Origin of the sequence: Candidatus Didemnitutus sp. (genome assembly GCA_019634575.1) — a bacterium.
Lineage (GTDB): Bacteria > Verrucomicrobiota > Verrucomicrobiia > Opitutales > Opitutaceae > Didemnitutus.
In genome coordinates, this window is sequence record JAHCAY010000001.1 from 1,998,981 (window position 1) to 2,023,854 (window position 24,874).

Here is a 24,874-nt window from a genome sequence, read left to right on the forward strand (position 1 = left end):
CTCATGAGATAGGACGGTGGGGGTTGTCTTTACGCTTCCAGGCGCGGCGGGATTTCAGGCGGCGATAGCGCGGTCGGCGCAGCAGCAACTCGAGCACCGTAAATCGGAGCCGGTCGGCGCGATCGAGCCAGGCGCAGACCGCCGCGTCGTTCCGTGAATCGGGACGAGTGCTGAGCGCGGTGAGGTAGCGAATGACGGCACGGTCAAAGCGGGAGATCACTTGAGCGCGAGCGGCGCGGTGCGCTCGCCCTCCTTCAGCGGTGCAGCGATATTGGTTTCGCGGCCGTGCAGATAGCCGGCCCAGCGCGCAGCCTTCGCATCGCCGTCTGGCGTGCGGCAATCGTGCTTTGTCGTCTTGCCGATCGTTGCCTCGATGTAGTCCTGGTGCGAACGCTCGACGAGCGCGTGCTCGCTCGAGATGAACTCCGGTTGAGCCTCGGCGAGCTTGTTGTAGATGCCATGAAACATCCCGTCGACGAAGGCGTGACGGTTCCGCAGCCGCCCGCGGTGCTTGCGCCAGCAATAGGCGAAGTGATGCACGAGGAACGAATAGACGTAGAGCGCGATCTGCACGTCTGACGCTGTGCCGACGAACCGGGTGAACTTCACCACACACGGGAAGCCGAAGCGATCGGTGCCGATTTTGTTGCTTAGAACCGGCGTGATCCGGAAGAACGCCGCGCAAATGCGGATCGCGTATTCCTTATCGTAGCTCAACCGCTGGCAGTTCTCTGTGTCGCGGTGCGTCACGACGTTCTCCTTCGCCTGCTCGTCCGGGTTCAGCTTTTCAACGGCGATGCCGTGTTCGCGGGCCAGCTCGAGCGCGCGCGTAAGGGCGAGCTGAGCCTCATGCGGGTTCGAGCTGCGCGACAACCGCAGCAGCTTCTTGATCTTCTCGATGATTTCCGTGCCGGTGCTCATGCGACGCGCTCGTAAGCGAGAAGGCGTTCCAGATCGGCGACGGCTTCTTCGCGGGTGATGTCGCGGCCTTCGTATTTGAACGCATAGAAGGCGGCGACGTAGGGTTTGAACCATTCCGAGTGCTCCAACATGTAGGGCTGGTGCGGATTCACGCGGCTCTGGATCGTGAGATGGCAGCGCTGACAGAGGGCGAGTAGGTTCCACCAGCGGCAGTTCGATTTGTCGCCGTCGAGATGGTGCACCGTTCCGATGCGCCACTGCGCCAACACGTTTTTGCCCGCGTGGATCAATCCGGCGGCCGTAGCGCTTGCGGTAATCGGAACGATACTTTCGCCGACGAGGAATGCGAGCGGCCCGCCGTGCGTGCAGTCGCACGAGCACGCGGTCCATTCACCCTTTCCGTGCTCGCCTTTGCGGTAAGGATGGTGGCAGCGAATGCAGCGGTGACCGGCAGCGGCCCAGGTCGCGTCGCTGATCTGCTTCCAGTCGGCCGGATATTCGCCGGTGATGTCGAGGACGCGTGGCATTGTTAGTTCCTCCACTCGATCAGCTCGCCCTCGAAATTCGGGCCGTAGTTATCGGCGAAGAAGTCGAGAAATTCGGGGATACCGAAGAAACCGTCCGCGATCGCAAGGCGGTGCAGTTCGCGGTGCGGCATCTCGCGGCCGTTGAGTTTCACCAGGCCGCTACAGCCCGACGTGTAGATGGCAATCGGCGTGACCTTGCGGCAAGTAGCCGTGCGCAGGAGGCGGCACTTCTTCGTCCGCATTCCGGTGTAGAGATAGAGCGTGTCGCCGACGCGCGTCGGTCGCTTGCGCCGCGGTCGGATCGTGTGCGGCTTGCGGCCGCTCTCAACAGCGTCCGCGAATTGACCTTTGAAGTTGTAGGCGGGCATGGGGGAACTGGTCTGGTTCTTATTTGCCGGACGGAACCGGAGCGGTTCCCGGCGCCTGCTCGAACTCGACGGGGATCGGAGCGGGCAGCGTCGGGCCCTTGTGCGCGCACGCCGCGAGCGTGAGGAGCGCGGTGAGCGCGAGAGCGAGAAAGCCGGTGCGGAAGGTGATCGTTTTCACGGGATGATGATTTGCTGAACGGTGTTGAGTTCGGCGGGTGTGAACTCGAAATAGCGGCGCGTCTGCGGCTCCCAGGCGTGCCACGCGCCGTCGTGAAACCACAGGTTGACCTCGTGCCACACGGCGGCCGGCGTGCCGGCGCCCTTGTAGTATTTGCACGCGGCGATCGCGATGCTCTCGACTTCCGGAGGCACGCTGCCGTCCGGCATCTGCGCGAGCAGGTTCACGACCTCGAGCGCGGCGCGCAGCGCGAAGTGCTCGCACTGGTTGCCGCGCTTCTGCCAGGTCTGCTGTCCGCGCGCCTGCTGAAAATCCCAAAGGTAGTCGGCAAACTGCTTCTCGACCCACGAGCGGGACGTGGCGACGTAAACGCCATTCATGACGCACGGGCCTTGCACAGCCCAGGAAGGAAACTGCGCGCGCGCAGCCTGGATGAGGTTAGCGGAGCTGAGAACGAGAACGGGCATGGTAGATATTCTCCACGGCGACCGCGAAGTGATAGGCACGCTCGGGCGCGGTCCCGCGCGTGCTGCCGTTGATCCCGGCGTTCCACGCCAGGGCGATGTTGAAGAGCAACGGAGCCACGCCGCGCGCTTCGAGCTGCGCGGCGAGGTAGTTGACATGCTTGACCGCACAGGCACGCGCCACGGCGACGCAGCGTGCCTCTGCAAACGAAATACCTGGCATGTGCAGGCGCCAAACAGCGGGCGTGATCTGCCACGGCCCGCGCTCACCGTGCGCGCCGTCGCGGCCGTTCCACTCCTCGCGCTCACGCAGCGCGTCGACGAGACGATCGACGTCGACGGCCGCGTGAGCGGAAACCACGAGCAGAACGAAGATGACGGCGGCGCGGATCATGAGGCGAGGATTTCGCGAACCTCGTCGAGCGACGTGCAGACGTGATCGCACATTTTGACCATCAGCTCGGGCTCTTCGCCGTCACGCGTGAGGACGATCGTCTGCTTGCCCTGGCCAGCGGCCCAACCGAGTTCGAGGTGCGCCGAGCGTCCGCACGGAAGGACCAGGAGGAACGTGTCGGCCCACTTCATCGCGTTGAAGTCAGAGGCGAAACCACGCTTCGCGATCGGATGATCGAGGGCGGCGACGTATTCCTTCGCAGTCCAATTCATCCAGTTCGGGTCGATTTCTGACCACGCGAAGCCGCGCGTCGTCGGCGCGGGATTACGGAAGTCGTAAACCAGGTGCCCGTCGCGATAGAGTTCCTGCACGACTTCGGGCTGCAGCAGATTCCGCCACGAGCTGGCGACGTAGATGCGGCGCATCCGCACGGGAGTGAGGATGCGTTTCACTTCGCACCGCCTTTCTTTTTCGCGCCCTTCTTCTTTTCGGCGGCGAGGCTTTTCTTCTGCTCGGCGTGATAAGACTCCTTCCACTTGAGAAGGCGTTCAACTAACGCGTCGTCGATCTGCTCGGCGTAGAACCACTGGCTCGTGTAGAAGCCCCATCCGTGGTGCTGCACGTAGCCCTTTCCGAACTCGGTCGGCACTGGTGTCGATGCTTTGATGAGGAATCCCGTCAGCTTCCGTCGTGCGAGAAAGCTGAGGAACTCCTCGGACTGAGAGGCAGCGAGCAGCGGCTCGAATTCGGCCGCCCGCACGCCGAAGATTCGTTCCATGTCCATCGCGCTGTGGTCGTCGAAGAAATCCTCCAACGCGTCGCACGCGCTATCGAGGTTCGCCGCAAGCCAGATGATCATTTCGACGCGGATGTTCTCGTCGAAAAACGTCGAGGAGTGGTCTTTGGTGATCACGACGCACGTCCTTTCTCCGCCTTCTTGGCGGCTTTGGCGGCGGCCTTTTCGGATTTCTCGGCGGCCTTCACCGCCTTGCCGAGATCGACGCCGGCCGGCGCCGCCTTGTAGTTGTTCGTGACGACGCGCTTCACGCCGAACTTCGCCAGCTCCTCGTCGCTGAGGGTTTCGAGCGCTTCGAGGCTGACGTCTCGGTGACCTTGATGAAGTCGGCCTCGCGCTTCGCGCCCTTGATGAGCGTGATCGTAATCGCGGGGTCGGCGACCTCGAGCGACTTGGAGCTGGTCTGCTTCAGCTCGCCGTAGGGCGTGACGACGGTTTTCTTTTCCTCGAACCACTGCGGGTTGCGCTGCGCGATGACGGAGATCGCGGCCTGGCACTCGCCGATGATGGTCTGGAACTCTTTGTATGCGGGCATGTGCCCGCGCACGGTTTCGAGGTGCTGGGCGTCGAGGACCTGCTGCAGCTTGGCGAGCTGGACTTCGGCGTGCGTGAGACGATCGAGGAGATTCACGAGCGACGCGAAATCGTCCTTCTGAGCGGTGGGAGCGGGAGCGACGGGATTGATGATAGCGACCATGTTAGTTTTGGGTCTGATGTTTTTGGGTTGTGGGTTTGGAAATTCAGCGCAGCCGGCGCGGATGCGCGGCGCGCCACTCGCGCCAGACGAGCACGACGCAGAGCGCGATGCCGGTCAGGCCGAGGCTGAAGCCAAAGCCGGCGAGCGTGCGGGCGACCGCGAGTTCGACGGGGCTCACGGTTGGCTCCTTCCGAGCGCGTGCGGTTGCAACGCGAGGCGGAGCTGCTTGCGCAGCGTGGCGTTCTCCTGGCGGAGCATCGTGGTTTCTGCCTCGAAGCGATCGCACGCCGCACGGTGCGCGCGCTCGTAGTGGCGCATTGCGCCGGTCGCGATCGCGGTGGCGACCAGGACACCGACGAGAAAGGCAGCGACGGCGATCAATGGACACCTCCGCTCTTGATGCTCTGCTTTCGCAGCGGATTCGGTGTGGCGCGCAGCGCGGCCATGCCGAGGAACGCATCGCGGTCGGCGTTGATTGGCGCCAGCTCGCTGGCGGAGACGTAGTGCAGCTTCGTGCAGAACGGGCAGCGCGTGACCACGCGCGGCGTTTTGAGAGGACGGCGGGAAGTAGTGCTCACGCGGACCTCCGTTCCTCGGCGGGCTTCTTCGAGGCCGCGTAGACGCCGAACCTCGTGGGCTCGGACAGCACGACCTGGTCGAGCGAGCAATCGAGCGCGCGGGCGGCCGCGATCTTCGCGGCCAGCTCGGGCGACGAGGCGAGCGTGTGCGCAACGGCCGCCGCGTGGAACGCCGCGCCCTGCTTGGTGACGTGGACGACGACGTCATTCATTTCCGGCCGCCCTTCTTGGCCTCGCGCGGGCCATACCACGCCTCGACAACACCGGGTTTCAGCTCTTGGCATGCGGCTTCTGGAACCGCGAAGAATCCACGGTTCGGCTTCCAAACACCGCCGAGAGCATCGCTCACGTGATGCGTGCAGTCGGCAGAAGCCGGCCGCGTCAGGATGCCTGGCTTGTCGAGATCGCCGTTCGCAACGACGATGTTGCAGCTCCCGACCTTGAAGACGTCGGCGGGAAAGCTCGCATCGTGACCGCAGTAGAGGACGGTCGCCCCCATTTTTGAAGCGCTCATGGCTCAGACCTCCTTCTTCGGGTTGCTGAGCGCGTCGTAGATCGCCTGCGCCTCGAGCACGTCATCCCACTCGAGCGCGCGCTCGGCGCGGTCGGCCATCTTCTTGCCGTCCGCGATGACGGAGAAGAGGTGCTTGATGCCGTGGTTGTAGGCGATGCGCTCGCAGAGATCGAGGCCGACGAAGTTCGGATTGTCCTCGCGGAGATGCTTCCAGAGGTCCTTGCGCGTGCCCTTCGGCGCGTCCGGGAAGTCGAGCTTGCTCGCGCGCACGACCGCGCGCACGTCCGCGACACGCAGCGCGCTCGGGAGGTGCAGCTTGATCACGCCGCGTCGGTTGAGCTGCTGCAGGAGCTTCGCGTCCTTGCCCTTCTCGATCTCGTCGCGGCCGACGTCGGTCGAGCAGATCACCATCGCGCAGCCGGTGCGGTCCTTGATCGACTTCAGCGCGTTGATCATGCGGATCGCGCTGCCCTTCTGGTAAGCGTGCGTGATCGAGTGGAACTCGTCGACGATGACGAGATTGCTCTTGTCGATCGCGTTGTGCACGCGCGGCATCAGCTTGTTGATCGCGCCGTCCGCACCGAGGCCGAGCGCGCGAGCGAACTCGCGGTAAATGTCCTGCACACCGCTCACGGCCTGCAGGTCGACGTAGATCGTGGCGCCGTGGTTGTTCTCGTCGCGGAACCAGAGGAGGTTCTCGGTCTTGCCGACGTGGCTGTTGCCGAAGATGAACGCGATCTGTTTATCGTCCCAGGCCTTCCGGCAGACCTGGTGAATCTCCTTCGTCGTGAGCGTGACGACGCGGCTCTTGCGCTGCTCCTCGGTGACGATGCGGAGCTGGTTACGAAGCACGCGGATGCGGGAGAGCATCTTCGCGGGCGGCGGCAGGTAGCCGTTGTTCTCGTTCTTGTATTCGCCGCGCATCACGCGGGAATAGGTGCTGCCGTCGACGCCGAGTTCGGCGGCGCACTCGGCCTGCGACATTTTCTTCTCGAGGCTGTAGCGGAACCACCAGCGGAGATCGCCCTGGAACTCCGGCTTGTGCTTCTTGATGCCGATTTCGACGATGTCGCCGGCGAGATTCGTGCCGGACCATTGTTCGGTCGCGGCGGGTTGGGTATCGGTAGTCGTGCTCATGGGTTGGGTTTTGGGTGAGTGATGGGGAAAGGGTCAGAGGAGCGCGGAGAGATCGCGCTCGGGGCGAGCGGTGGCCGGGGTATCGGCCGGCGCGTCAGAGAGCGCGGAGAGGTCCTTGCTGGTGCTGCGGCGCACCTTCGCGCGGCGCGCGTTGTCGGCCTGCTCGGTCGCGCCGGCCGCGATGCCTGCGGCGGACTGCAGCGCGGCGGCGAAGCGTCCCTCCTTCGGCTCGACGTAGTTGTCCTGCGCGAGCGTGCGCGAGAGGCCCTTCGGCTTGTCCTGGTCGTCGTCGGCGTTCTTGAGGCCGAGGCGCACGGCGAGCTGGTGGTTGTGCGCCTTGTCGGCGTCGGCCTGCGCGCGATCGGCGGCCATGAGGTGCCGCGTCGGGCGCTCGATCTCCTCAGAGACGAACTCGCGGATGCGCTCGGCGGCCGCGCTGAGCGCTTCCGTGTCCTTGATGCCGGCGGCGCCGCCGAGCTGCGCGAGCGTGCCGAGATAGTTGCCCTCGAGGCCGAAGCAGTAGATCGCCGCCATCGTGCGCTCGTCGTAGTAGGCGACGATCTCCTTGCCGTTCTGCGTGCGGCCGATGTCGCTGCCCGCCTGGGCGAACGTGTAGCCCTGGCCGCGGATCGTGAAGGTGACCTTGTGGTTCTTCACCGTGACGCGCTTCGCGGAGAACGAGAGGAGCGCGAGGACCGGCTCCGGCACGCGGAGGAACTTCGCGCCAGCGAGCAGCTTCGCGCGGCGCTCGACCGGACTCTGCATGCGCGTCTCGAATTGCACCGTGAGCTGCTGCGCGGGCGAAAGCGTCGCGAGCTGCTCGACGGGCTGGAGCGCTTCGCCGGGCAGGCGCCACTCGGTCACTTCCTCGAAGCCGAGCATCTTGTGCTGCGTGCGTTGCTCGAGCATCTGCAGGCCGGCGGTGAACGCGGTCACCGCTTCGTCGAAGGACATGAACGGCACGCGGAACTGTGCGAAGCGCTCGTCGCTGCACTCGTAGGCGGCGATCTGCTTGAAATACTTCACCTTGGCCTCGAGGTCGCCGGGCGCGTTGTCGTAGCGGCTGCCCTTCTGGCCAGGCAGCGAGCCGAGCACGTTCCACCAGGCGTTGAAGAAAGACTCGATCCAGCCCTTCTCCTGCGGCTTGCCGCTGCGCTCGACGAAGCCGTTCGCGATCGTCTTGTAGTTGAGCATGCCCGTGCGCTCGATGCGCACCTGGCCGCCGAAATGAAGATCGAGCGCCGCCTCGAGTTCCGAGGAGATCGCGGCCGCCGCGTTCTCGACGAGGATCGTCATCGGGTAGTTCGCCGGCACGCCCCACGCGAAGAGACCGGGCAGCAGCGTCTGCATGTCCTCGTGCGTGATCGACATCCGCTTGCCGTCTTCCTTGCGCAGGCGCGGCTTGAAGCCGACCGCGAGGTGCGTGCGCGTCGCGACGTCGATCGCGAGCAGACCGCGCACCGGCACGACGTCGCGACCAACCTTCACCAGGACGTCCGTCTCGAAGTCGTCGATCGTGATCAGCTCGAGGAAGCGCAGCTCGCTCGGATCGCGCTGCAGTTTCGGGATCATGCCGGAGATCGCCGTGCGGCCCTTTGTCGCGAGCGTGTGCTGAACCTTCGACGGGAAATAGCGGTAGAGGTTCGACGGCTTCCATCCCGGCGGCGTGATGCCAGGGAACGTCTTCGGAACGTCGCGCTCGGGATACGTGGTCGCATACCACTCGCGCCAGGTGCCGTAGCCGGCGACGGGCTTTCCCTCGCGCCAGAGGGCGTAGAGCTTGAAGATCGCCTGGCGCTTCGAGCGGTGCTCGCGCAGCGCGGCCGTGCGCAGCCACTCGACCAGCTCGGGCCGCAGCTTCTGCTCGTTGCTGTAGCCGCGAGCGAGGACGCGCCAGTCGAAGCCCGCCTCGACCCACGCGTAGTAAAGCGTCTTGAGGTTGCCGTAGCTCCAACCGTCGCGCGAGGTGTTCTCGAGCGAGACGATGCGGAGCGCCTTCACCACGCCGCGCGTGTCCTTGCGCACCGCGTCGAACACGTTGAGCAGCTCCTTCACGCGCTCCTGCTCGCCGATCTTAAGGCCGAGCCACTCGTTGTGGTGCTCAAGCGGGATGTATTCGGCGACGGCGGCGGAGAGTGGCGCGGGCTGCGCGGGAACGATGGCGGCGGATGTTTCACTCATGGCGGAAGAGGGTTAGTTTTTCGCGGCGCGGCCGTGCGTCTTCGCGCAAAGCGTGGCCAGGTGTTCGGCGGCGTCTTCGGCGAGCGCCTTGAGCTGCAGGTGCTGCTGCTTCGAGAAGCTCATCCAGTTCGCCTTGTCGGCGGTCGCCTTGCGCGCGCTCTCGAAGAGGCCGGCGATCTCGTTGAATTTCTCCTGCACGGTCTGTGCATCCGCGCTGCCGTCGTCGTCCTGGTCGCCGGCATCATCGCCGCGCGAGCTAGTGCGCTTGCCGTGCTTCGCGTCGTCGCGGATGCCGTGCTCCTCGAGCAGCTCCTGCAGCGTCTTCTCGCCGACAAACTTGACGGCCTTGTCCATCAGCTTCTTCTCGGCCGAGCCCGGCTTCTCGAGTGCCAGCTCGATCTGGTCGCCGGGCAACGCGAGGAGATCGGGCCGCTGCACCTTCGTGCGCTCGACGAACACGAGCGCGAGGCGCATGTAGCGGTTCGCGGTGTTCTTGCCGCCGTCGAAGTTCTTTTTCAGCCAGGGCATCCACTCGCCGTGCGTGCTCGCGGCCTTGATGCGATGCAGCGTGAGGCCGACGAGGAGCGCGCGGATCGCGGCGCTGGTGTGAAGCTGCCGGATCACCGCGAGCTGCTGCACGGCGATCGCCTGCAGTTTTGAAATTTCCCCGCGCGGGGAAATTTGGCGGTCCTGGACGAGAGCGAGAGCTGAGGAGGGATTCGGCATGATCAGACGAGAGTGTCCGGCTGCGCCGCGCCGCGGGTGACCTGACTCGCGGTGTGGCCCATTTGCGGCGCAGCCGGTGTGTTGCGTGCCGCCCCGACGTCAGGGGCGGAAAGGGTGTTGAGTTCGTCGCGACGCGCCTGCGCCTTGCGCACGGCGGCCGTGAACTTCGCTTTGAGCGCATCGCGCTCGGGCGTGTCTTCCTGCGTGGCGTCGATCACGCCGTCTTCGCCGATTAGCTGGTCGGCGTAGTGCCGCACCAGGGCGAGGTCGTTCTCGAGCAGACAGCGGAGTTGCCGCACGCTCTTGCGCGGCGCGTCGCACTTGAGCACGCCGCCGACGATGTCGCCCTCGATCTTCTGGCCGTCCGACGTGATGAACGTGAGTTTGCCGGAGAACTTCATGACGCGAGCGCCTCCTTGATTTCGCGCTCAAGCTGCTCGAGCACGGCGCGCGGAAGATCGCGCAGGAAATCGGCGCGGAACGGTCCCGTCATCCGCGTGAGAACGAACTTGCGGTAAGCCTCGATCGGGAACTTCACGAAACGGCGAGACGAGTCCTTGCCCGCGAGATCGAGCCCCGGAAACTCGCACTCTTCGGCGAGGTCCATGATGTGCTTCTCGGTGCAGCCCAGCTTCGTCGCGATCTCCGCGGCGGTCAGCGTCGTGCGGCCTGGGAAGTCCAGAGACGCAAACGGAAACGCGAGCTGTTGGGGCGCGGCCATCGTCAGACTTGCTCCTCCGGCGCGCGCCGCGCAGTTTGGCCGACGCCCCAGCATCCCCAAATGACGAAGATCATCGAAGCGATCGTTCCCCAACTTGGCTCGTGGCTGCTCGGCATCGCGGCAGTCATCGCGGCATTCGCGCAACTCACGAAGGCAAGACGCGCGACCTCGAAAGCAGAACCGGCGGCGGCAAGGACGAGCGCCCAAAACGCCAACGAAGATTCGGCCGCACCAGCGGCGGTATCGCGCCAGACGGTGCGCAGCCCGTGGCGGAAATTCTCCACGTGGTTGGCGCTTTTCGATGCGCTCACGATCGTGCTCGGATTCGCGCTGCTGTTCTTGGCAAAGGGATCGAAGGCGCCGGTCACCGAGGGTGCGCTCGCCTTGTATTCGCTGATCGTGATCCTCTGCATCGGCGCAGTGGCCCGCTCGGGGAGATAATCGCTCATGACGCACCTCCGCGGCGGCGCTGCTTGATTCGCAGCATCAGCTTGCGTTGCTTGCGCTCAGTGCGTTCCAGCTCCGATGCGATTTGGAGGAGCGTCCGGCGGTCGGCATCGTCAGGAACGATGGCTGCGGCCGCGCGCGTGATCTCGATGCGCCGTGCCACGGTCTGAGCGGGCAGGTTCTCGAGAACGAAGGCGGTAATGATCGAAGAAGCGTCAGGCATGGCGAACCCTCCGCGCCAGTTGCTCGATCTCACGCAGTGCCGACTGCACTTTCGGGTCGCGTCCGGGGCGCGCTCCGGTGAGCGCGGCGTAAACCGTTTTCTCGTTCGCGCCGTGGCGCGCAGCGATCTGACGGACGCTGATTTTCCGGAGTAGGGAGTGCGCCTTACGGGCGGCCTGAGAGATATTGGTTGTTGACCGAGACACGGGCTGTGTTGTGTTTTCTGTAGAAATCTTTCTACAAAACTACAGAAACGTGCAAGACGAAAATGCAGAATTATTGAGAGACTTTGCGTGGCGGCTTAATGCCCGAACCGAACGCAAGGGCCTTTCTCAATCCGAGATCGCCGAAAAACTAGGGGTAAGCGTCACGCGCGTTAACCACTGGTTCAGAGGCAGAAACTTTCCCAAAGCGGCCGAGCGCCTCCGGTTGGCCGACCTCCTCGAAGTGAATCTTGAATGGCTACTTCGAGGCGAAGGAGACATCGAGAAAACTGCAGGCGGCGTTGTGGAAGAATCTCAAGCAGGCTACGCGGTCCGCGAGATTCCCGTGATCTCGTGGAGCCACGCGGGCGCAGCCGCCACCTACGATGAGATGCCGAAGCACTGGCAGGGCAAAGTCGCTACCACGAGCCGCGATCGAAAAGCGTTCGCCGTGACGATCGAGGGGGACTGCATGGAGCCGAAGTTCTTCGCGGGCGATCGCGTGGTGCTCGAGCCGAGCGGCGAGCTGCGCAACGGCAAGCCCGTCGTCGCGAAGCTCGCCGACGATGCGGTTCAACTTCGCGTCTACACCAAGATGCCATCCGGCGCGATCCGCCTGGCGAGCCTCAAGCCGGACATTTACCCCACTCTCGAATACAGCCCAACTGCGTTCCATTGGATTTATCCGGTGCGCGAGCTGGTGCGCAGCGTCTGATCTTTCACGGCACCAATCAAAATGAAGAAGCTAACCCTCATCTCCTTCGCGCTGGCTGTGCTGGCGCTCGCTGGCTGCAGTTCAGTCCCGCAGTTGGAATCTCAAATCCTTCCCGCAACTGTTCCGGAGGTGAAGGCGAAGATCAAAGAAGCGGTCGCGAAGAATTCGATCACTCGACCGACGATTGTGCAGGACACGAACGAGCGCTTGCACTTTCGGTGGGAGGTGATGCTCGAGGGAGAGAAGGCGCAGATCGATCTGGCTTACATGTTCGCTGCGGCTGAGAACGGCACGCGCGTCTCGCTGCTCGAGAACCATGCCTCAACGCAAATGAACTCCGAGGGAAAACTTGTGACGAGTGACACCACCACAGAGGTCACCGCGTTCGGCCCGAATCTTCGCGAGATGCGCGCTTGGTTCTTCGATCGCGCTACGGCGCAGCGACAGTAAGCGCACAAAAAAAGTCCAATAGAGCGAACGGAGCGAACCGGGCATTGGCCCGGTTTTTTGTTTCCCGCTAAAGTCGCGGCGCATTGAGCGCCTCGACTCCAGAGACTATCTCAAATTCGCCCGCCGCCGTCAATTCCGGCGCAGCGTGCGGACCGATCCGCGTCACCGCCGCGAGCACGACGCGGCGAGGCAACGGCGACGTCGTGCTCTTCGTGCGCACCGAGGCCGGCCCTGGTGTGCTGCTCTTCTCGCCGTCGTTGGCGAAGCAGCTCTTCGTCGTCACGAATCCGCAGGTCCCCGACGCGCGTCCGACTCCGGTCGCCGTGTCGACGCCGGCAGTCGTTGCGTCGGTCGCAGCTCCTGTCGCCCCGCCGCCACCCGCGCCGCAGAAACTGAAGGCGCCACGCGTCATGCGTCCGCTCGAGGAGCGGCGCGCGCTCTACGCAAAGCTCTGCGCGGAGATCGCCACTTTCCACGGTGCGCACGGCGCCGTCAGCCGCGTGCTGCGCCGCCACAACATCACCACGGCCGCCTTCTACAGCTGGCGCTCCGAGTTCGGTGCGCCGCCGCTTTCCTCATGAAAACCAAACTCCCCATCATCGCCGCGCTCGTTTGCGCGTTCGCGTTTGCTCTCGTCTTCTTCGCTCCGTCCGCCGTCGCGCAGACCTCGAGCGACTCGTCCGGCTCGGTCGCCTCGGCGCTCGTGCAACCCGACACCGCCGCCGCGATCGCTGCGCCGTTCATCGTGACGTTCGCGGCGAAATATCCGTGGGTGCTCACGCTCCTCGCGGTGATGGGCGGCCTGCGCTTCTTCTTCAAGCCGGTCGTCTCCCTGGTCGAGGCCTACGTCCGCTCGACGCCGCAGAAAACCGACGACGAGTATTTCGACAAGGTCGAGCATTCGGCCGCGTTTAAGATCATCGCCTGGGCGCTCGACTTCTTCGCCTCGGTGAAGGTCGGCCCGCAGTTCACTGCGCAGCCGAAGAAAACGGAGAGCACGACCTGATGCTCTCGACGATCCTCGGCATCATCCTTGCGCTGCTGCGCGCGTCGCCCGCTGTGCTGGCGGCCGTGCAGGAGCGGCAGCGCCGCGAGCGCGACGCGAATGCGGCCGCACGTCTCCAGGCGAAGGACGATGCCGTCGATCGCGCGATCCGCGAAGCGCAGGAAAATCACGACGCCTCCGACGCCCCGAAGTCATGAGCGACGCCAAACAATACCGGCCGCTCGCCCTCGGCGATATTCGCCAGGCGGGCGACGAGTCCAAGCTGAAGCGCAACAAGCGCTGGCGTCCCATCATGCCGGCGAACGTTGGGCGTCCGATCACGCTCCGCCACATCAAGGACGGCTTCGAGTTCCGCCGCCCCGTCACGTCATGAAGCGCGCGTGCATCATCATTGCCTGCGCGTTGCTCGCCGGCTGCGCGAGCGCGCCGGTGCAACTCAACAACTCCGACCGCCTGATCCAACACCCGCAGTTCAAGAAGGCCGCGCAAGCCGCTCCCGAGTTCGTGAGCGAGGCGCTGAAGACAATCAACCGCCTCGAACACGAAATCGAAAGCCGATGACACTCCTCGCCGAAATCCAGAACACCACGCCGCCGCCTGATTTCTCGGGCTGGATCGCCAACGCCTTCTACGTCGTCGGCCTGATCACCGCCGTCGTGATGCTGTATCGCCAAATCTTCCCCGCGAAGATTTCGCCGCAGCCGCTCGAGGTGCGCGAAAATCACGCGACCGCGTCACGCAAGGAGATCGACGAGCTGCACGGCCGCATCAAGCGCGAGCGCCTCGAAGTCGATGCGGCGATCCGCGAACTGAAAGAGGCCGATATCCGCATCACCTTGAAGCTCGAGACGGAGATCAAGGACATGAACGACCGCATCGACGCGGTCCCTGAGCGCACCATCGAGCTGCTGCGCGCCACGAAAGGGCTGATCGGGTGAGCAAGCTCCACATCGATATTCTCCTCGCGCTCCGCGCGTCCGGCGTTTTCGGCGTCGCCGCCGAGGATCTGTTGACCGACATGCGCCGCGGTCGCCATCGCGACCTCACGCTGCCCGATCTCGAGCGCGCGCTGCGCGATCTCGCCGACAAGAATTTTGCTGCGCCGTTCACTTCGGCGCTCTGCAACAAGCGCTGGGCGATCGCCGCGATCGGCGAGCGCGCGCTGCAACAGGAGGGCTTGTGAGCTTCGTGCTTCCGCCCTGGTTGACCGCGTCGCAGCCGGCAGGCTTCCGCCTAGTGTGGCTCGCGCTGTGGGCGCTTTTGTATTTCGCGGTCGTGACCTCCGCGAAAGCCCTGGCCCCGGACGTGCAGCCACACTGCATGGACGGTGCAGCTCGGTGCCGTTGTGTCTCCGAGAATAAGAAGGCCAGCACTTTCTCCCAGCTCAATGGGAGTTTTGGGGTAACTACAGCAGCCGGCGCCGTTAGGGGTAGCGGCGCCGGCAACCATCTTCCCTCGTGGGCCGATCTCCTCAGTGGCCCGACGTGCAACGGCGTAGCCTGCGAGGTCCAGGCATGCGCCGGCCTCACCGCGCAGGCGGCGCGCGGCATTTTGGATACAACCCATGAACACGGGCGGCCCGGAGTGACGTCACCCGCCGCAGCGATGGCCGTGAGCGCTGCGAACAACAAGGAGCGCGCACGTGCATGAAGCAGCCCAGCAAGAAGGCGCGCTCGGACGCCGGCATCAAAGGCAAGCAGCTCACCGACTCGCAGAAGGCGGAGGTCGCGGCGTGGCTGATCGACGAGAATCTCGGCTACAAGGAAGCGCGCGAGCGCATCGCGGAGCGCTTCGGTGTCTTCGTGAAGTCCGATTCTACGGTCTCGGAATTCTATCACTCGTTTGCGCTGCCGTGGAAGTATGCGCGCTCGAAGGGCGTGGCGGACGAGTTCGAGAAATTGGCCGAGGGGAAATTCGAGGAGGCTGCGCTGAAGCGCATGAAGCAGCTTTTCTTCGAGACGGCATCGGCGCCAGGCGCGGACCTGAAATCGCTCAAGACCTTCGCGAAGATTCTCGGCGACTCGCACAAGCTCACGCTGGCGCAGAGCCGTCTCGAGTTGGACAAGCGCAAGGTGAAGCTCCTCGAGGCGAAGGCCTCGCTGGCCGATCAGGCGACGGCGATCGCGAACGACAAGCAGCTCTCGGAGGAGGAGCAAGGCGCGCGCATGCGTGCGCTGTTCCGGATGTAAGCATGGCCGACCGCCGCAAAGATGCGCTCGAGCAGCTCCGCGTCCAAGTGCAGGACGCGATCACCGCTGCGCAGTCGAATCCGCTGTGGAAAATGGATCTGTCCGATCTGCGTGAACTCGCGGACCGGCACACGCTCGGCGTCACGCGCAGTGGTTGGGTCAATCCGTATCCGAAGAAAGACCCGCGCTCGCTGCTGCTCGAGTATCAGTTCGCCGGCTTCCACGACGATAGCCGCTTCAAGATCGATCTGCAGGCGCGCCAGACCGGCAAGGATTTCACGGGGCAGGGCGAGATCGCTGAAGACTGCCTGCGCCGCGCTGGCACGGACTGGATGGTGGCCGCGCCGTCCGAGCGTCAGTCGCTCGACTCGCTCGACCAGGGCAAGATTTGGGCGGAAGCGTTCGGCCTCGCGATCGAGAGCTACGACATCAAGCGCGAGGGCTTGAGCGGCGAGAGCCTGCTGAAGAGCGCCGAGATCATCTACTCGAATGGCAGTCGCGTGCGCGCCGTGCCTGGCAAGCCGGACACCGTGCGCGGCCGCAGCGCGAACGTCTACCTCACCGAGTTCGATTTCTTCGAGAACGCCGAGGCGACATGGCGTGCGATCCTTCCGTCGATCACGAATCCGTTGCGCGGCGGCGAGAAGAAGGTGCGCCTCAAGTCCACGCCGAACGGCTTCGGCGGCGCGATGCATCGCATCTGGACGAAGGAGGACAAGCGCATGCGCTGGGCGCGCCGCCTCGTCACGATCTACCACGCCGTGTTGATGGGTCTGCCTGTCGACATCGCGCAGATTCGCGAAGCGCTCGACGACGCGGACGGTTGGGCACAAGAGTTCGAGTGTCAGTTCCTCGACGTCGCATCGGTGCTTCTGCCCTACGAGCTGATCGGGACGTGCGAGAGCAACGAGGCGACGACGACGATCACGCCGGATTTTTGGCAGAGCGCCGCGAGCAAGCCGGTGTTCATCGGCTGGGACTTCGCGCGCAAGCAAGACCTGTCTGTGCCGTGGACGGTCGAGCGCGTCGGCGACGTGCTGCAGACGCGCGAGATCGAGGAGTTTCGCCGCATGAGCACGCCCGCGCAGTTCGCCGCGATGGAGCACAAGATCGCGGCCGCGCGCCGTGTGTGCGTCGACTACACTGGTCCAGGCATCGGTCTCGGCGATCTCCTCGTGCAGCGCTTCGGCGAGTGGGACCCGACGAACGACAAGTTCGGCAAGATTCAACTCTGCACGTTCACGCAGAATCTGAAGCTCGAACTTTTCCCCGCGCTGAAGGTTGCCTTTGAGCAGCGTCGCGTGCGCGTGCCGATCAATCGCGCGGTGCGCGAGGACCTGCACTCGATGCAGCGCATCGTGACATCCGCCGGCAATGTCACCTACCGCGCGCCGCACAATTCGGACGGCCACGCCGACCGCTGCACCGCACTCGCGCTCGCAATTCGCGCGGCGAGTCATGGTTCGGCCGCCTCGATCGGCATCAAGGCGATCAAGCGCGAGGGCGCACGCAGCGATCGCAATCGGAGCATCACGACATGAGCACGAAGAAAACCAAACCGACTCCTGCTCAGCCCGCGGGTGGAGCGAACCTGGTGCAAAAGGTCCGCGCGCTCAATCGCTGGCGGGACACGCTCAATCCGCTGCGCGGCCTCACCATTCAGCGCGCCGTTGCCCTGGCGGAGTCCTACTTCCGCGGTGAGATGGCCGATCTGCAGTGGACCTACTTCTACATCGAGCAGACCGATGCCGACCTGCTTGCGCTCCTCGAGCTGCGGTTCAGCCGGCTGCTCGAGATGCCCTACAACTTCAAGGTCGCGAAAGACGCGGACGAGAAACTCGGGGAAGCGCAATCGGCATTCCTCGCGGAAAAATTCGACGCGATCGATAATCTCTACGAGGCGATCGAGCATCTCGGCATGGCGGCATTTCGCGGCTTCTCGCACTGCGAGAAGTGGGTGAACGCCGACGGCGATCTCTATCATCTCGAGATCGTCGACCAGTGGAACTGCGTCCGTGACGGGCTCACTGGTCCCTGGAAATACAATCCCGAAGCGCGCTCGACGTCGTTTGCCGGTTTGCCTGGCGAAAGCATCATGGAGCCCGAACGGTTCCTCTATCGCGAGGTGCGGCGCCCGATCAACCGGATTGCGCTTTTCAAATTCATCCGCGCCAGCTTGGCCGAGAAGGATTGGGACGCGTTCGTCGAAATCTACGGCATCCCAGGCGGCGTGCTGATCGGTCCTCCTGATCTCGCCGATGACAAGAAGGCAGAGTTCGAGTCGGCCGCGAAGGACATTGCCGAAGGCGGTAGCGGTTATGCGCCTTACGGTTCGGACTGGAAGCCGAACACGGCCGCGCGCGGCAATCAGCCCTTCAAGGAGCGGCTCGACTTTTTGTCCGAGAAACTCGTTCTCGCCGGCACCGCGGGAAAGCTGACGATGCTCAACGGGCCGACCGGACTCGGCGGCGGACAGAGCAAGGCGCACCAGGAAGTCTTCGACACGATCGCAGCCGCCGAGGCGCGTCGCGTGAGCGAGATCATCAACAAGCAGCTGGTGAAGGAGTGGCTCGACGCGGGATTCCCTGGCCAGAAGCAGGTCGCCTATTTCGAGCTGGCCGCGAACGAAGAGCCGGACGTCAGCAAGACCGTCCAGGACATCAAAACGCTTTCGGATGCCGGCTATCAGGTCGACCCGGACGAAGTCAGCGAGCGGACCAGCTACACCGTCACGCTGAAAGCATCTGCGCCAGCGCTGCCGCAGCCAGGCATGGACCCGGCACGCATCATGAATCGCGCGACCGGTGTCGGGCGCGAGCTGCTCTTCAAGGCCGCCGCGCTCAAGCAGACGACCGACAAGCAACGCGAGCAGCTCGCGCCGGTGCTCGATCGCCTCCTGGCAATCTACGCCCTCACCGACCCGGCACAAATGAAAGCCGGCATCGAGCAGTTCTGGGCGGACCTGCCGGCGCTTCAGGCGCAGGTGCTCGCGAAGGCGCCGGAGCTGGCCGCCGTCCTGGCCGACATCATCGGAACCGCTGCCATCGACGGCTTTGCCGAGGCCGCCGCCACCCGGTCCGCCAAGGGGGTCCAGACCCCCCTAAAAACGCCCCAACAGCCATCAGGAGCCGCACCGACCCCCTAAAACGCGCCCAAAAGCCCATGCAAGGGCCATGCAAGGCCTTCCCGCCAATGACTAAACCCGTCCTTCTCACCTCCGCGCCGGTTTCCCTGATCTCAAACCGCGACTTCAAACTGCCCGAAGACGGCTGGATGCAGCTCTTCGCTTATCGCGACATCCCGAACAGCCCGATCGAGAACCCAGACGGCACCGAAGTTCCGGTCACCCAGGTGATCGATCGGCAGGCGGCCGACGTGGTCCTTTCCGCATTCCGCGCCCAGGCTGCGAAACCGAACTTCGGCGGCGTCCTGGTCGATGTCGATCATTTCTCGCTCGACCCGTCCAAGGAGAGTAAGGCAGCCGCCTGGATCGAAGAGCTGCAGCCGCGCGACGACGGCGTCTGGTTCAAGGGCCGCATCACGAACAGCGGTCGTCCGCTTCTCGAAGGCGGCGACTACCGCTTCATCTCTCCCGTTTTCGAGTTCCCGCGCCGCGCGTATCGGACCGGCGAACGTGTTCGGCCGATCGGCCTGCACAGCGCCGGTCTGACAAACGATCCGCGCATCAAGGGCGGCGTGCCCCTTTCCAATCGCGACGGCAATCCCGCTGGAGCGACCGAACAAAACAAAACCACCATGAAAGAAGTGAATAAGCTCCTGGGCTTGGCGGAGGACGCGTCCGAAGGTTCGGCCGTCGCTGCGATCCAGGTGATCCTCAATCGCGCCACGCAAGCCGAAGGCTCCGTGACGTCCCTGACCAAGCAGCGTGACACGCTCTTGGCCGCGCAAGTCGAGAGCGATCTCGAAGTCTACAAGGAAGTCATCACGAACCGTGACGACGTGAAGGCCCAGCTGCTCGCGAACCGCGAAGGCACGCTGAAGGTTTTGGCCGCGCTCAAGAAGCCCGCCACGACGACCACCACGACGATCACGAATCGTGGCAACGCGAAGCCGCCGGGCGGCAAGGAAGCGAGTGCCGGCGACGAAGTGAAGCGCCAGGCGGAGGAAGCTCGCGCCCAACGCATCGCGAATCGCGCCACCGAAATCCAGCGCGAGAAGAGCGCCAACGGCCGCGCGTATCCCTACTCGCAGGCCTTCGCCGACGCCGAGCGCGCCGAGCCGGCGGTTTGATCCGCCTCGTTTCGTCAACCACCCACCGAAACTCAACTCACCATCGTCATGTTCCCGTCTCAATCCAACACCCTCGAGGGCGACATCCAGGTCAAAGCCGGTGTCGATCTCACCGGCCTCGAAGGCCGTCTCATCGTCGTCGGTAATTCCGCCGGCAAGCTGGTCGCGAATCTGCCGACCGCCATCACCGACGTCCCCACGCACGTCCTCCTGGACGGCGGCGCGGCCGGCACGCTCGTTTCGTTGCGCCCGCTGTGCTCCGACGAGCAAGTGCGCATCCGCCTAAACGGCGCGTGCAATCCCGGCGACGTTCTCGTGAACGAAGACCCGGTCGCGAACGCCGGCGCCAACGCCGGCAAGGTTCGCGCGGTGCCGGCGGGTGCCGGCGCCTACGTCGGCATCGGCAAGGCCGAGGAGATCGGCGTCGACGAGCAGCTCCTGCTCGTGCGGCCGCACCTCCACATCGCCCGCGTGAAGAGCGCGGACACGATCACCGCCGCCGCCGATCTCGCGGCCACCAAGGCCGCCGTGCTCGCCATCCTCCAGGCGCAGGGGCTCGTCGTCTGACGCGCCTCCTAGCCCGTCCCCTCAACCGAAACTCAAATCCAGATTACCATGTCTCGTCTCTCCAACATCAGCTCGAATCCGACGCTGCAGACGTTCGCCCAGGGCGCCGCGCAGTCCTCGGTCAAAATGGTGGCGGGCTTCCTCGCCCCCACCGCGCCTGTCCCGGTCGCGACCGGCCGTTTCAAGAAATACACCGACAAGAATCGCTACCGGGTGCCGAACACGCGCCGCACGCTCAACGGCCGTGCCACGCGCATCGGCTTCGACGCGACGGACGCGCTCTACAACTGCGCGCCCAACGCGCTCGACTTCCCGATCGACAACCTCGAGTCGCTCACTGACGCGCAGCTCATGAACATGGCGCGCTACGGCGCCACGCTCCTGGCCGACGCCGCGTCGCTCGCGCACGAGGTTGAGGTCATCGACGCCGCCGTCGCGGCGCTCACCGGTGGCGGCGTGAACATCAACTTCGCCGACGACGCCGTCGATCCGGTGAAGGAGATCGACGCCATCATCAAGGCCGTGATCCTCGCCGCGAAGAACGGTGCGCCCGTCAAGGTGCTCATCGGCGCGGGTGCCTGGCTCGCGATCAAGAACAACGCGAAGGTCAAGGCGCGTGTCGTCGCCGGCAAGCAGGGTGGCCTCGTGAATGTCTCGCTCGAGGAGTTCGCCTCGCTGCTCTTCGGCAATCCGCAGGTCCAGCTCACGACCGTCGTGAAGGACATCGCGGCCGAAGGCCTCGCCGAGAACATGGCCTTCGTGCTCGACCTCAAGGTCATCGTTTTCGCGAGCAACGACACGCCGAACACGATGGACCCGTCGTTCATGAAGACCTTCCGCCTGGACGGTCAGTGGATGGTCCCCGGCAGCTACGTCGCCGAAGACGGTCGCGGCGAAGTCCTGAAGATGGACTGGTCCGAGGAAATCCAGATCACCAACGCGGCCGCCGCGAAGTTGATCAACGTCCAGTAATCCGCGCTCCGGATTCTCTTCGAGCCCCGCCCAGCGCGGGCGGGGCTTTTTAGAGAAACCTCACACCCGATGCCCTGGATCATCATCACTACCGACGATCTCAACGACGCACGCGTCGCCGATCTGGTCACTGCCTTGCGCGAGGAAGCGCTCGGCGTCGGCCAGACCGATCCGGCGCCGCGCATCATTCAGACAGTCGTCGATGAGGTGCGCCGCTGCATCGCGTTTTGTCCGAACACGCCGCTCGATGCCGACGCCGCAAAAGTTCCCGCCGGACTCAAAGACATGGTCGTGCAGAAAATCGTTCGCACGATGAAGAAGCGCCTACTGATGGCGCTCACGGACGATGAATCGAGCGACGAGTCGCTCTATCAAAAGCGGCTCGAAAAACTCACCGTCTGCGAATGGCCGGTGGACAAACCCGACACGCCGATCGCGATCGCGCCTGTCGTCAATCCAGCGAGCACGCCCGCGATCACGCCGAAAGATCGTCAGGCAACGCGCGCCAGCATGGACGGATTCTGATGGCCGACTTTCCTCCAGACTTCGAGCTGCCGAAGCCGCGCCCGGTCGTCTCCTGGGCGGGTGGCAAAGGGAAGCTGCTGCAGCACATCCTGCCGCTGATTCCGAAGCATACGTGCTACGTCGAAGTCTTCGGTGGATCGCTCGCGGTGTTCCTCTCGAAGCAGCCGAGCGACATCGAGGTCGTGAACGACATCAATGGCGAGCTGGTCTCGTTCTATCGCTGCTGCAAGTTCCACCTCGACGCGCTCCTGGATGAATTGGATCTAGTGCTCAACTCGCGTCGCGAGTTCGAGGATTACTGCGCGCAGCCAGGATTGACGGAGATCCAACGCGCGGCGCGCTGGTTCATCCGCAACAAGCTCTCGTTTGCCGGTCACGGCGAACATTTCACGATCACGCGCACGACGCCGCACACTTCCCGCGCGCAGCGTCTCATCGCGATTCGCGCGCTGAACCGTCGCCTCGATCGCACGTCGATCGAGAACCGCACGTGGGAGCTGATGCTGAAGGCCTACGACTCGAGCGAGTCGTTCTTCTTCCTTGATCCGCCGTATCCCGAGGCGGGCGGCAAATGCTACGGCGGCTGGGACGAGGTGACGGTCGAGCGCTTCTGCACCGAGGTGAAGGCGCTGCACGGTCAGTGGCTCTTCACCTTCAAGGACTGCGACCAGGTGCGCGATCTGATGGCGGGCTACACGTTCCACACGATCGACCGCGCGCGCGGCATCGCGAACAACACCGGCGCAAAGAAGGCCGCGCGCTATCTCGAGATCGTCATCACGAGCGAGAAAGCCCCGCGTCGCGAGCTACGGAAAGGGAAGACCGCATGAGCTGGCTTATCGGCATCATCGATCACATTCGCGAAGCCGGCGAGCGACGCAATCTGCGCGTCGCGATTCTTCGGTTGCTCGAGGCGCAGGGGTGGCTGCGCCGCTATGGGTTCCATGCTCAGGCAGCGGGACTCGATGAAGCCATTGAGCATTTGAATCGTGAGCTGGTTTACCGTCTGCGCGCGAAGGCGCGGCACGAGAAAGGCTCCGCATGATCCTCACTGCGCCCATGCCCTTCAAGGAAGCGCTCGACGCAAACGAGGTGCGCGCGCTTCTGCCGACCACCGGCCGCACGCGTGACCTGCAGCAGCTCTCCGGCGCCGTGAAGCGTCGCGCGCTGTTCTCCGCTACCGTCACGTCGGCCGAACTGCTGCAGAAGCTGCAGGACAGCACACAAAATCTTCTCACCGGCACGACGGACCAGGCGACGATGCGTCTCGGCATCAAGCAGCTCCTCGAGCAGATGGGCTACCAGCCGGACCCGGAAAAGATCGGCGGCCTGCAGGACCTCTCTTCGACGAAGCGCATCAACCTGCAGCTTGAGACGCTCACCGACACCGCGCGCGGCTACGGCTGGGACTTGCAAGGGCAAGACCCGGACGTCCTGGATGAGTTTCCCGCGCAGGAGTTGATTCGCGATTTCGCGCCGAAGGGTGCGGAGCGCGATTGGGCCGCGCGCTGGGCGAAGTGCGGCGGCGAATTTTTCAACGGCCGCATGATCGCGCTGAAGAACGATCCGATCTGGTCGAAGCTCGGCGACCCCGAACTTTTCGACGACGGCCTCGGCAATCCCTATCCGCCGTTCGCCTACAACTCCGGCATGGGCGTGCGCGACATCGCTCGCGACGAAGCCGAGCAGCTCGGTCTGATCGATCCGAACCAGGAAGTCTTTCCGCGCGATCTGAGTTTCAACCAGGAACTCGAGGCGACGCCGGACGTGCGCGATGCGCGCCTGCGCGCGATGCTCGAGTCGAGCGGCCTCGGCACGTTCAACAGCGACGGCGCGTTCGTCTTCAACGACGGGGAGGGCGGACCGTGAGCGGTGTCGGCATCCTCATTCAGCGCGACGATATTTCGCCGCTCCTCGCTCGCCTGCGCGACGCGGCGCAGTCGCGCGGTCTCACGCTCGTCATGGGCCGCGCCGTGGCGAACCAGGTGAAGGATCATCTCGTCGCGTTGAACGCCGAGCGTCATCGCTACGGCAACAACTACTACGCGCGCGCCGCGCGTAGCGTGTCGGTGCGCGCGGCTGCTGGCTTCGCGCTCATCAGCATCGCCTACGTCGGCATCCGCCAGCGTTACTACGGCGGCGAGATCACGCCGAAGACGGCGAAGTATCTCACGATCCCCGTGGCGCCCGAAGCCTACGGCATGCGCGCGCGTGAGTTCGCCGATCTAAAGTTCGCGCTGATGCCCGACCCGAAGACGGGCGAGCTGCGGCCGGCGCTTGTGCGGCGCGCGAGCACGGCAATCTCGTTCACGCGGCGTCGCGGCAAGGACGGCGTCGTTCGCTACCAGGTGCAGCGCGGAGATTTTCGCAACGGCGGCCAGGTGATGTTCTGGCTCGTGAAGCGTGTGCGGCAGAAGCCCGACCCGAGCGTGCTGCCGACGCGCACCGAGATGATCGACACGGCGCTCCAGGCTGGCCGTCGCCGCCTCGAGCGTCTCGCCGGCCGCGCCCAGGAGGACAGCAGCTCATGAACACTCCCAAAGTGGATCTGCTGAAAACCAGCGTGCTCTGCGCGGGGCTCAAAGCGAAGCTCGAGGCGATCGATCATCCGACACTCGAGGGCGAGAAGCTCTTCGAGGTCGTCGCGTTTCACGAAAACAAGAATCTCGGCGAAGCGCTGCAGGACCTGGTCGTCGTGAAGAAGCGCGTGTGCTTCATCGTGCCGCAGGGCGACCGCTTCGAGAGCAAAAAGGAAGGCCGCTCACAGGTCAGCGATCGGTTCACGAGCATCGATCTGCTCTACGCCGACACGGCCTACACGAAGGGCGGCAACGCTGCCGTCTTCGGCGGCCCGAACAATGTCGGCGTGATCGCGATGAACGAAATCACGCTCGAGGTGATCGCGAAAGACCCGCAGCTCGGCGGCCTGCGCTGGTGCGCGCTGCAGCCCACCGAAGGCGCGAAGATCGAGATGGCTGCTGCCGACGCGAAGGCCGCCAGCGGCCGCGAGGCCTGGGTGCAGAACTACGAAACGCCCAGCGGCCGCATCGAATCCCCGCTGCACCTCGCCTGGACGAACTGATTTCACCCGCCGCGCCTGCGGCCACTCAAAACCAAAACCGAAC

General features: G+C 64.4%; 43 protein-coding genes. 22 read left to right on the plus strand and 21 right to left on the minus strand.

Annotated features, from left to right (window positions below; all coding sequences use genetic code 11):
- Position 1: 1 nt before the first annotated feature.
- The 20 genes from KF715_08425 to KF715_08520 all read right to left on the minus strand — a co-directional run bounded on the left by KF715_08425 (position 2) and on the right by KF715_08520 (position 10,202).
- Positions 2 to 220 carry a hypothetical protein gene (locus KF715_08425; protein ID MBX3736699.1) on the minus strand — a complete coding sequence of 73 codons (219 nt, stop codon included), beginning with the start codon at positions 218 to 220 and terminating at the stop codon, positions 2 to 4.
- Entirely contained in the window at positions 217 to 921 is a 705-nt protein-coding gene (locus KF715_08430) for a DUF2786 domain-containing protein (GenBank protein ID MBX3736700.1), read from the minus strand. Before KF715_08430 ends, KF715_08425 begins: the two co-directional genes overlap by 4 nt.
- Positions 918 to 1,448, minus strand: a complete 531-nt coding sequence (locus KF715_08435; protein MBX3736701.1) for an HNH endonuclease — start codon at positions 1,446 to 1,448, stop codon at positions 918 to 920. The genes KF715_08430 and KF715_08435 overlap by 4 nt, the downstream gene beginning before the upstream one ends.
- A 2-nt stretch (positions 1,449 to 1,450) precedes the next feature.
- On the minus strand, positions 1,451 to 1,816 hold the full coding sequence (locus tag KF715_08440; GenBank protein MBX3736702.1) for an ASCH domain-containing protein: 366 nt from the start codon (positions 1,814 to 1,816) through the stop codon (positions 1,451 to 1,453).
- A gap of 19 nt (positions 1,817 to 1,835) precedes the next feature.
- Positions 1,836 to 1,994 carry a hypothetical protein gene (locus tag KF715_08445; protein MBX3736703.1) on the minus strand — a complete coding sequence of 53 codons (159 nt, stop codon included), beginning with the start codon at positions 1,992 to 1,994 and terminating at the stop codon, positions 1,836 to 1,838.
- Complete coding sequence (locus KF715_08450; GenBank protein MBX3736704.1) at positions 1,991 to 2,461, minus strand: hypothetical protein; 471 nt, start codon at positions 2,459 to 2,461, stop codon at positions 1,991 to 1,993. The genes KF715_08445 and KF715_08450 overlap by 4 nt, the downstream gene beginning before the upstream one ends.
- The gene (locus tag KF715_08455) at positions 2,433 to 2,852 is read right to left on the minus strand and encodes a hypothetical protein (GenBank protein ID MBX3736705.1); all 420 of its coding nucleotides are present in this window, start codon (positions 2,850 to 2,852) and stop codon (positions 2,433 to 2,435) included. The genes KF715_08450 and KF715_08455 overlap by 29 nt, the downstream gene beginning before the upstream one ends.
- On the minus strand, positions 2,849 to 3,304 hold the full coding sequence (locus tag KF715_08460) for a hypothetical protein (protein MBX3736706.1): 456 nt from the start codon (positions 3,302 to 3,304) through the stop codon (positions 2,849 to 2,851). Before KF715_08460 ends, KF715_08455 begins: the two co-directional genes overlap by 4 nt.
- Positions 3,301 to 3,765, minus strand: a complete 465-nt coding sequence (locus KF715_08465; GenBank protein ID MBX3736707.1) for a hypothetical protein — start codon at positions 3,763 to 3,765, stop codon at positions 3,301 to 3,303. The genes KF715_08460 and KF715_08465 overlap by 4 nt, the downstream gene beginning before the upstream one ends.
- A complete protein-coding gene (locus tag KF715_08470; GenBank protein ID MBX3736708.1) occupies positions 3,762 to 3,899 on the minus strand; it encodes a hypothetical protein in 138 nt (45 codons plus the stop codon). Before KF715_08470 ends, KF715_08465 begins: the two co-directional genes overlap by 4 nt.
- Positions 3,896 to 4,345 carry a hypothetical protein gene (locus KF715_08475; GenBank protein MBX3736709.1) on the minus strand — a complete coding sequence of 150 codons (450 nt, stop codon included), beginning with the start codon at positions 4,343 to 4,345 and terminating at the stop codon, positions 3,896 to 3,898. Before KF715_08475 ends, KF715_08470 begins: the two co-directional genes overlap by 4 nt.
- Positions 4,346 to 4,519: 174 nt before the next feature.
- Complete coding sequence (locus KF715_08480) at positions 4,520 to 4,726, minus strand: hypothetical protein (protein ID MBX3736710.1); 207 nt, start codon at positions 4,724 to 4,726, stop codon at positions 4,520 to 4,522.
- The gene (locus KF715_08485) at positions 4,723 to 4,923 is read right to left on the minus strand and encodes a hypothetical protein (protein ID MBX3736711.1); all 201 of its coding nucleotides are present in this window, start codon (positions 4,921 to 4,923) and stop codon (positions 4,723 to 4,725) included. Before KF715_08485 ends, KF715_08480 begins: the two co-directional genes overlap by 4 nt.
- The gene (locus KF715_08490) at positions 4,920 to 5,135 is read right to left on the minus strand and encodes a hypothetical protein (GenBank protein MBX3736712.1); all 216 of its coding nucleotides are present in this window, start codon (positions 5,133 to 5,135) and stop codon (positions 4,920 to 4,922) included. Before KF715_08490 ends, KF715_08485 begins: the two co-directional genes overlap by 4 nt.
- Positions 5,132 to 5,437 (minus strand): hypothetical protein, encoded by a 306-nt coding sequence (locus KF715_08495; GenBank protein ID MBX3736713.1) that lies wholly within the window; start codon positions 5,435 to 5,437, stop codon positions 5,132 to 5,134. The genes KF715_08490 and KF715_08495 overlap by 4 nt, the downstream gene beginning before the upstream one ends.
- A gap of 3 nt (positions 5,438 to 5,440) precedes the next feature.
- On the minus strand, positions 5,441 to 6,574 hold the full coding sequence (locus tag KF715_08500) for an ATP-binding protein (protein MBX3736714.1): 1,134 nt from the start codon (positions 6,572 to 6,574) through the stop codon (positions 5,441 to 5,443).
- A gap of 33 nt (positions 6,575 to 6,607) precedes the next feature.
- Positions 6,608 to 8,755 (minus strand): hypothetical protein, encoded by a 2,148-nt coding sequence (locus KF715_08505; GenBank protein ID MBX3736715.1) that lies wholly within the window; start codon positions 8,753 to 8,755, stop codon positions 6,608 to 6,610.
- Positions 8,756 to 8,767: 12 nt separating this feature from the next.
- On the minus strand, positions 8,768 to 9,481 hold the full coding sequence (locus tag KF715_08510) for a DUF3102 domain-containing protein (GenBank protein ID MBX3736716.1): 714 nt from the start codon (positions 9,479 to 9,481) through the stop codon (positions 8,768 to 8,770).
- 2 nt (positions 9,482 to 9,483) lie between these two features.
- Positions 9,484 to 9,882, minus strand: a complete 399-nt coding sequence (locus tag KF715_08515; protein ID MBX3736717.1) for a hypothetical protein — start codon at positions 9,880 to 9,882, stop codon at positions 9,484 to 9,486.
- Entirely contained in the window at positions 9,879 to 10,202 is a 324-nt protein-coding gene (locus KF715_08520; protein MBX3736718.1) for a hypothetical protein, read from the minus strand. Before KF715_08520 ends, KF715_08515 begins: the two co-directional genes overlap by 4 nt.
- Positions 10,203 to 10,262: 60 nt before the next feature.
- Between KF715_08520 and KF715_08525 the strand changes: the two genes are divergently transcribed.
- Complete coding sequence (locus KF715_08525; protein MBX3736719.1) at positions 10,263 to 10,643, plus strand: hypothetical protein; 381 nt, start codon at positions 10,263 to 10,265, stop codon at positions 10,641 to 10,643.
- A 4-nt stretch (positions 10,644 to 10,647) separates the two neighbouring features.
- Here KF715_08525 and KF715_08530 read toward each other — a convergent pair whose 3' ends face one another.
- A complete protein-coding gene (locus KF715_08530) occupies positions 10,648 to 10,872 on the minus strand; it encodes a hypothetical protein (protein ID MBX3736720.1) in 225 nt (74 codons plus the stop codon).
- A 254-nt stretch (positions 10,873 to 11,126) separates the two neighbouring features.
- On the opposite strand from KF715_08530, the gene KF715_08535 reads away from it, so the two are divergent.
- The 21 genes from KF715_08535 to KF715_08635 all read left to right on the plus strand — a co-directional run bounded on the left by KF715_08535 (position 11,127) and on the right by KF715_08635 (position 24,831).
- The gene (locus KF715_08535; protein MBX3736721.1) at positions 11,127 to 11,789 is read left to right on the plus strand and encodes a LexA family transcriptional regulator; all 663 of its coding nucleotides are present in this window, start codon (positions 11,127 to 11,129) and stop codon (positions 11,787 to 11,789) included.
- A 21-nt stretch (positions 11,790 to 11,810) separates the two neighbouring features.
- A complete protein-coding gene (locus KF715_08540; GenBank protein ID MBX3736722.1) occupies positions 11,811 to 12,239 on the plus strand; it encodes a lipoprotein in 429 nt (142 codons plus the stop codon).
- A gap of 83 nt (positions 12,240 to 12,322) precedes the next feature.
- Positions 12,323 to 12,820: a hypothetical protein gene (locus tag KF715_08545; GenBank protein MBX3736723.1), complete on the plus strand. Its 498-nt coding sequence runs from the start codon at positions 12,323 to 12,325 to the stop codon at positions 12,818 to 12,820.
- On the plus strand, positions 12,817 to 13,245 hold the full coding sequence (locus tag KF715_08550; GenBank protein MBX3736724.1) for a hypothetical protein: 429 nt from the start codon (positions 12,817 to 12,819) through the stop codon (positions 13,243 to 13,245). Before KF715_08545 ends, KF715_08550 begins: the two co-directional genes overlap by 4 nt.
- Positions 13,245 to 13,442 carry a hypothetical protein gene (locus KF715_08555; protein MBX3736725.1) on the plus strand — a complete coding sequence of 66 codons (198 nt, stop codon included), beginning with the start codon at positions 13,245 to 13,247 and terminating at the stop codon, positions 13,440 to 13,442. Before KF715_08550 ends, KF715_08555 begins: the two co-directional genes overlap by 1 nt.
- Complete coding sequence (locus tag KF715_08560; GenBank protein ID MBX3736726.1) at positions 13,439 to 13,618, plus strand: hypothetical protein; 180 nt, start codon at positions 13,439 to 13,441, stop codon at positions 13,616 to 13,618. The genes KF715_08555 and KF715_08560 overlap by 4 nt, the downstream gene beginning before the upstream one ends.
- Positions 13,615 to 13,806, plus strand: coding sequence for a hypothetical protein (locus KF715_08565; GenBank protein ID MBX3736727.1), 192 nt, complete (start codon positions 13,615 to 13,617; stop codon positions 13,804 to 13,806). Before KF715_08560 ends, KF715_08565 begins: the two co-directional genes overlap by 4 nt.
- Complete coding sequence (locus KF715_08570) at positions 13,803 to 14,183, plus strand: hypothetical protein (GenBank protein MBX3736728.1); 381 nt, start codon at positions 13,803 to 13,805, stop codon at positions 14,181 to 14,183. Before KF715_08565 ends, KF715_08570 begins: the two co-directional genes overlap by 4 nt.
- Positions 14,180 to 14,428: a hypothetical protein gene (locus KF715_08575; GenBank protein MBX3736729.1), complete on the plus strand. Its 249-nt coding sequence runs from the start codon at positions 14,180 to 14,182 to the stop codon at positions 14,426 to 14,428. Before KF715_08570 ends, KF715_08575 begins: the two co-directional genes overlap by 4 nt.
- Positions 14,429 to 14,891: 463 nt before the next feature.
- Positions 14,892 to 15,434 carry a hypothetical protein gene (locus KF715_08580; GenBank protein ID MBX3736730.1) on the plus strand — a complete coding sequence of 181 codons (543 nt, stop codon included), beginning with the start codon at positions 14,892 to 14,894 and terminating at the stop codon, positions 15,432 to 15,434.
- Positions 15,435 to 15,436: 2 nt separating this feature from the next.
- A complete protein-coding gene (locus KF715_08585) occupies positions 15,437 to 16,975 on the plus strand; it encodes a hypothetical protein (GenBank protein MBX3736731.1) in 1,539 nt (512 codons plus the stop codon).
- The gene (locus tag KF715_08590) at positions 16,972 to 18,579 is read left to right on the plus strand and encodes a DUF935 family protein (GenBank protein MBX3736732.1); all 1,608 of its coding nucleotides are present in this window, start codon (positions 16,972 to 16,974) and stop codon (positions 18,577 to 18,579) included. Before KF715_08585 ends, KF715_08590 begins: the two co-directional genes overlap by 4 nt.
- Before the next feature lie 47 nt (positions 18,580 to 18,626).
- Entirely contained in the window at positions 18,627 to 19,685 is a 1,059-nt protein-coding gene (locus tag KF715_08595) for a hypothetical protein (protein ID MBX3736733.1), read from the plus strand.
- Positions 19,686 to 19,733: 48 nt separating this feature from the next.
- The gene (locus KF715_08600) at positions 19,734 to 20,252 is read left to right on the plus strand and encodes a hypothetical protein (protein MBX3736734.1); all 519 of its coding nucleotides are present in this window, start codon (positions 19,734 to 19,736) and stop codon (positions 20,250 to 20,252) included.
- A 48-nt stretch (positions 20,253 to 20,300) separates the two neighbouring features.
- Positions 20,301 to 21,224, plus strand: coding sequence for a hypothetical protein (locus KF715_08605; GenBank protein MBX3736735.1), 924 nt, complete (start codon positions 20,301 to 20,303; stop codon positions 21,222 to 21,224).
- Between the two features lie 69 nt (positions 21,225 to 21,293).
- Entirely contained in the window at positions 21,294 to 21,749 is a 456-nt protein-coding gene (locus KF715_08610) for a hypothetical protein (GenBank protein ID MBX3736736.1), read from the plus strand.
- The gene (locus KF715_08615) at positions 21,749 to 22,579 is read left to right on the plus strand and encodes a DNA adenine methylase (protein MBX3736737.1); all 831 of its coding nucleotides are present in this window, start codon (positions 21,749 to 21,751) and stop codon (positions 22,577 to 22,579) included. The genes KF715_08610 and KF715_08615 overlap by 1 nt, the downstream gene beginning before the upstream one ends.
- Positions 22,576 to 22,794, plus strand: a complete 219-nt coding sequence (locus tag KF715_08620; protein ID MBX3736738.1) for a hypothetical protein — start codon at positions 22,576 to 22,578, stop codon at positions 22,792 to 22,794. The genes KF715_08615 and KF715_08620 overlap by 4 nt, the downstream gene beginning before the upstream one ends.
- Positions 22,791 to 23,618 carry a hypothetical protein gene (locus tag KF715_08625; GenBank protein MBX3736739.1) on the plus strand — a complete coding sequence of 276 codons (828 nt, stop codon included), beginning with the start codon at positions 22,791 to 22,793 and terminating at the stop codon, positions 23,616 to 23,618. The genes KF715_08620 and KF715_08625 overlap by 4 nt, the downstream gene beginning before the upstream one ends.
- Positions 23,615 to 24,280, plus strand: coding sequence for a hypothetical protein (locus tag KF715_08630; protein MBX3736740.1), 666 nt, complete (start codon positions 23,615 to 23,617; stop codon positions 24,278 to 24,280). The genes KF715_08625 and KF715_08630 overlap by 4 nt, the downstream gene beginning before the upstream one ends.
- Positions 24,277 to 24,831 (plus strand): hypothetical protein, encoded by a 555-nt coding sequence (locus KF715_08635; protein MBX3736741.1) that lies wholly within the window; start codon positions 24,277 to 24,279, stop codon positions 24,829 to 24,831. The genes KF715_08630 and KF715_08635 overlap by 4 nt, the downstream gene beginning before the upstream one ends.
- Positions 24,832 to 24,874 lie beyond the last annotated feature (43 nt).

Coding starts and splice junctions, on each gene's coding strand:
- KF715_08430 (MBX3736700.1), bottom strand. CDS start 921: ATGAGCACCGGCACGGAAATCATCGAGAAGATCAAGAAGCTGCTGCGG.
- KF715_08435 (MBX3736701.1), bottom strand. CDS start 1,448: ATGCCACGCGTCCTCGACATCACCGGCGAATATCCGGCCGACTGGAAG.
- KF715_08440 (MBX3736702.1), bottom strand. CDS start 1,816: ATGCCCGCCTACAACTTCAAAGGTCAATTCGCGGACGCTGTTGAGAGC.
- KF715_08450 (MBX3736704.1), bottom strand. CDS start 2,461: ATGCCCGTTCTCGTTCTCAGCTCCGCTAACCTCATCCAGGCTGCGCGC.
- KF715_08455 (MBX3736705.1), bottom strand. CDS start 2,852: ATGATCCGCGCCGCCGTCATCTTCGTTCTGCTCGTGGTTTCCGCTCAC.
- KF715_08475 (MBX3736709.1), bottom strand. CDS start 4,345: ATGGTCGCTATCATCAATCCCGTCGCTCCCGCTCCCACCGCTCAGAAG.
- KF715_08490 (MBX3736712.1), bottom strand. CDS start 5,135: ATGAATGACGTCGTCGTCCACGTCACCAAGCAGGGCGCGGCGTTCCAC.
- KF715_08495 (MBX3736713.1), bottom strand. CDS start 5,437: ATGAGCGCTTCAAAAATGGGGGCGACCGTCCTCTACTGCGGTCACGAT.
- KF715_08500 (MBX3736714.1), bottom strand. CDS start 6,574: ATGAGCACGACTACCGATACCCAACCCGCCGCGACCGAACAATGGTCC.
- KF715_08505 (MBX3736715.1), bottom strand. CDS start 8,755: ATGAGTGAAACATCCGCCGCCATCGTTCCCGCGCAGCCCGCGCCACTC.
- KF715_08510 (MBX3736716.1), bottom strand. CDS start 9,481: ATGCCGAATCCCTCCTCAGCTCTCGCTCTCGTCCAGGACCGCCAAATT.
- KF715_08515 (MBX3736717.1), bottom strand. CDS start 9,882: ATGAAGTTCTCCGGCAAACTCACGTTCATCACGTCGGACGGCCAGAAG.
- KF715_08520 (MBX3736718.1), bottom strand. CDS start 10,202: ATGGCCGCGCCCCAACAGCTCGCGTTTCCGTTTGCGTCTCTGGACTTC.
- KF715_08525 (MBX3736719.1), top strand. CDS start 10,263: ATGACGAAGATCATCGAAGCGATCGTTCCCCAACTTGGCTCGTGGCTG.
- KF715_08530 (MBX3736720.1), bottom strand. CDS start 10,872: ATGCCTGACGCTTCTTCGATCATTACCGCCTTCGTTCTCGAGAACCTG.
- KF715_08540 (MBX3736722.1), top strand. CDS start 11,811: ATGAAGAAGCTAACCCTCATCTCCTTCGCGCTGGCTGTGCTGGCGCTC.
- KF715_08550 (MBX3736724.1), top strand. CDS start 12,817: ATGAAAACCAAACTCCCCATCATCGCCGCGCTCGTTTGCGCGTTCGCG.
- KF715_08555 (MBX3736725.1), top strand. CDS start 13,245: ATGCTCTCGACGATCCTCGGCATCATCCTTGCGCTGCTGCGCGCGTCG.
- KF715_08560 (MBX3736726.1), top strand. CDS start 13,439: ATGAGCGACGCCAAACAATACCGGCCGCTCGCCCTCGGCGATATTCGC.
- KF715_08565 (MBX3736727.1), top strand. CDS start 13,615: ATGAAGCGCGCGTGCATCATCATTGCCTGCGCGTTGCTCGCCGGCTGC.
- KF715_08570 (MBX3736728.1), top strand. CDS start 13,803: ATGACACTCCTCGCCGAAATCCAGAACACCACGCCGCCGCCTGATTTC.
- KF715_08580 (MBX3736730.1), top strand. CDS start 14,892: ATGAAGCAGCCCAGCAAGAAGGCGCGCTCGGACGCCGGCATCAAAGGC.
- KF715_08585 (MBX3736731.1), top strand. CDS start 15,437: ATGGCCGACCGCCGCAAAGATGCGCTCGAGCAGCTCCGCGTCCAAGTG.
- KF715_08590 (MBX3736732.1), top strand. CDS start 16,972: ATGAGCACGAAGAAAACCAAACCGACTCCTGCTCAGCCCGCGGGTGGA.
- KF715_08595 (MBX3736733.1), top strand. CDS start 18,627: ATGACTAAACCCGTCCTTCTCACCTCCGCGCCGGTTTCCCTGATCTCA.
- KF715_08600 (MBX3736734.1), top strand. CDS start 19,734: ATGTTCCCGTCTCAATCCAACACCCTCGAGGGCGACATCCAGGTCAAA.
- KF715_08605 (MBX3736735.1), top strand. CDS start 20,301: ATGTCTCGTCTCTCCAACATCAGCTCGAATCCGACGCTGCAGACGTTC.
- KF715_08610 (MBX3736736.1), top strand. CDS start 21,294: ATGCCCTGGATCATCATCACTACCGACGATCTCAACGACGCACGCGTC.
- KF715_08615 (MBX3736737.1), top strand. CDS start 21,749: ATGGCCGACTTTCCTCCAGACTTCGAGCTGCCGAAGCCGCGCCCGGTC.
- KF715_08620 (MBX3736738.1), top strand. CDS start 22,576: ATGAGCTGGCTTATCGGCATCATCGATCACATTCGCGAAGCCGGCGAG.
- KF715_08625 (MBX3736739.1), top strand. CDS start 22,791: ATGATCCTCACTGCGCCCATGCCCTTCAAGGAAGCGCTCGACGCAAAC.
- KF715_08635 (MBX3736741.1), top strand. CDS start 24,277: ATGAACACTCCCAAAGTGGATCTGCTGAAAACCAGCGTGCTCTGCGCG.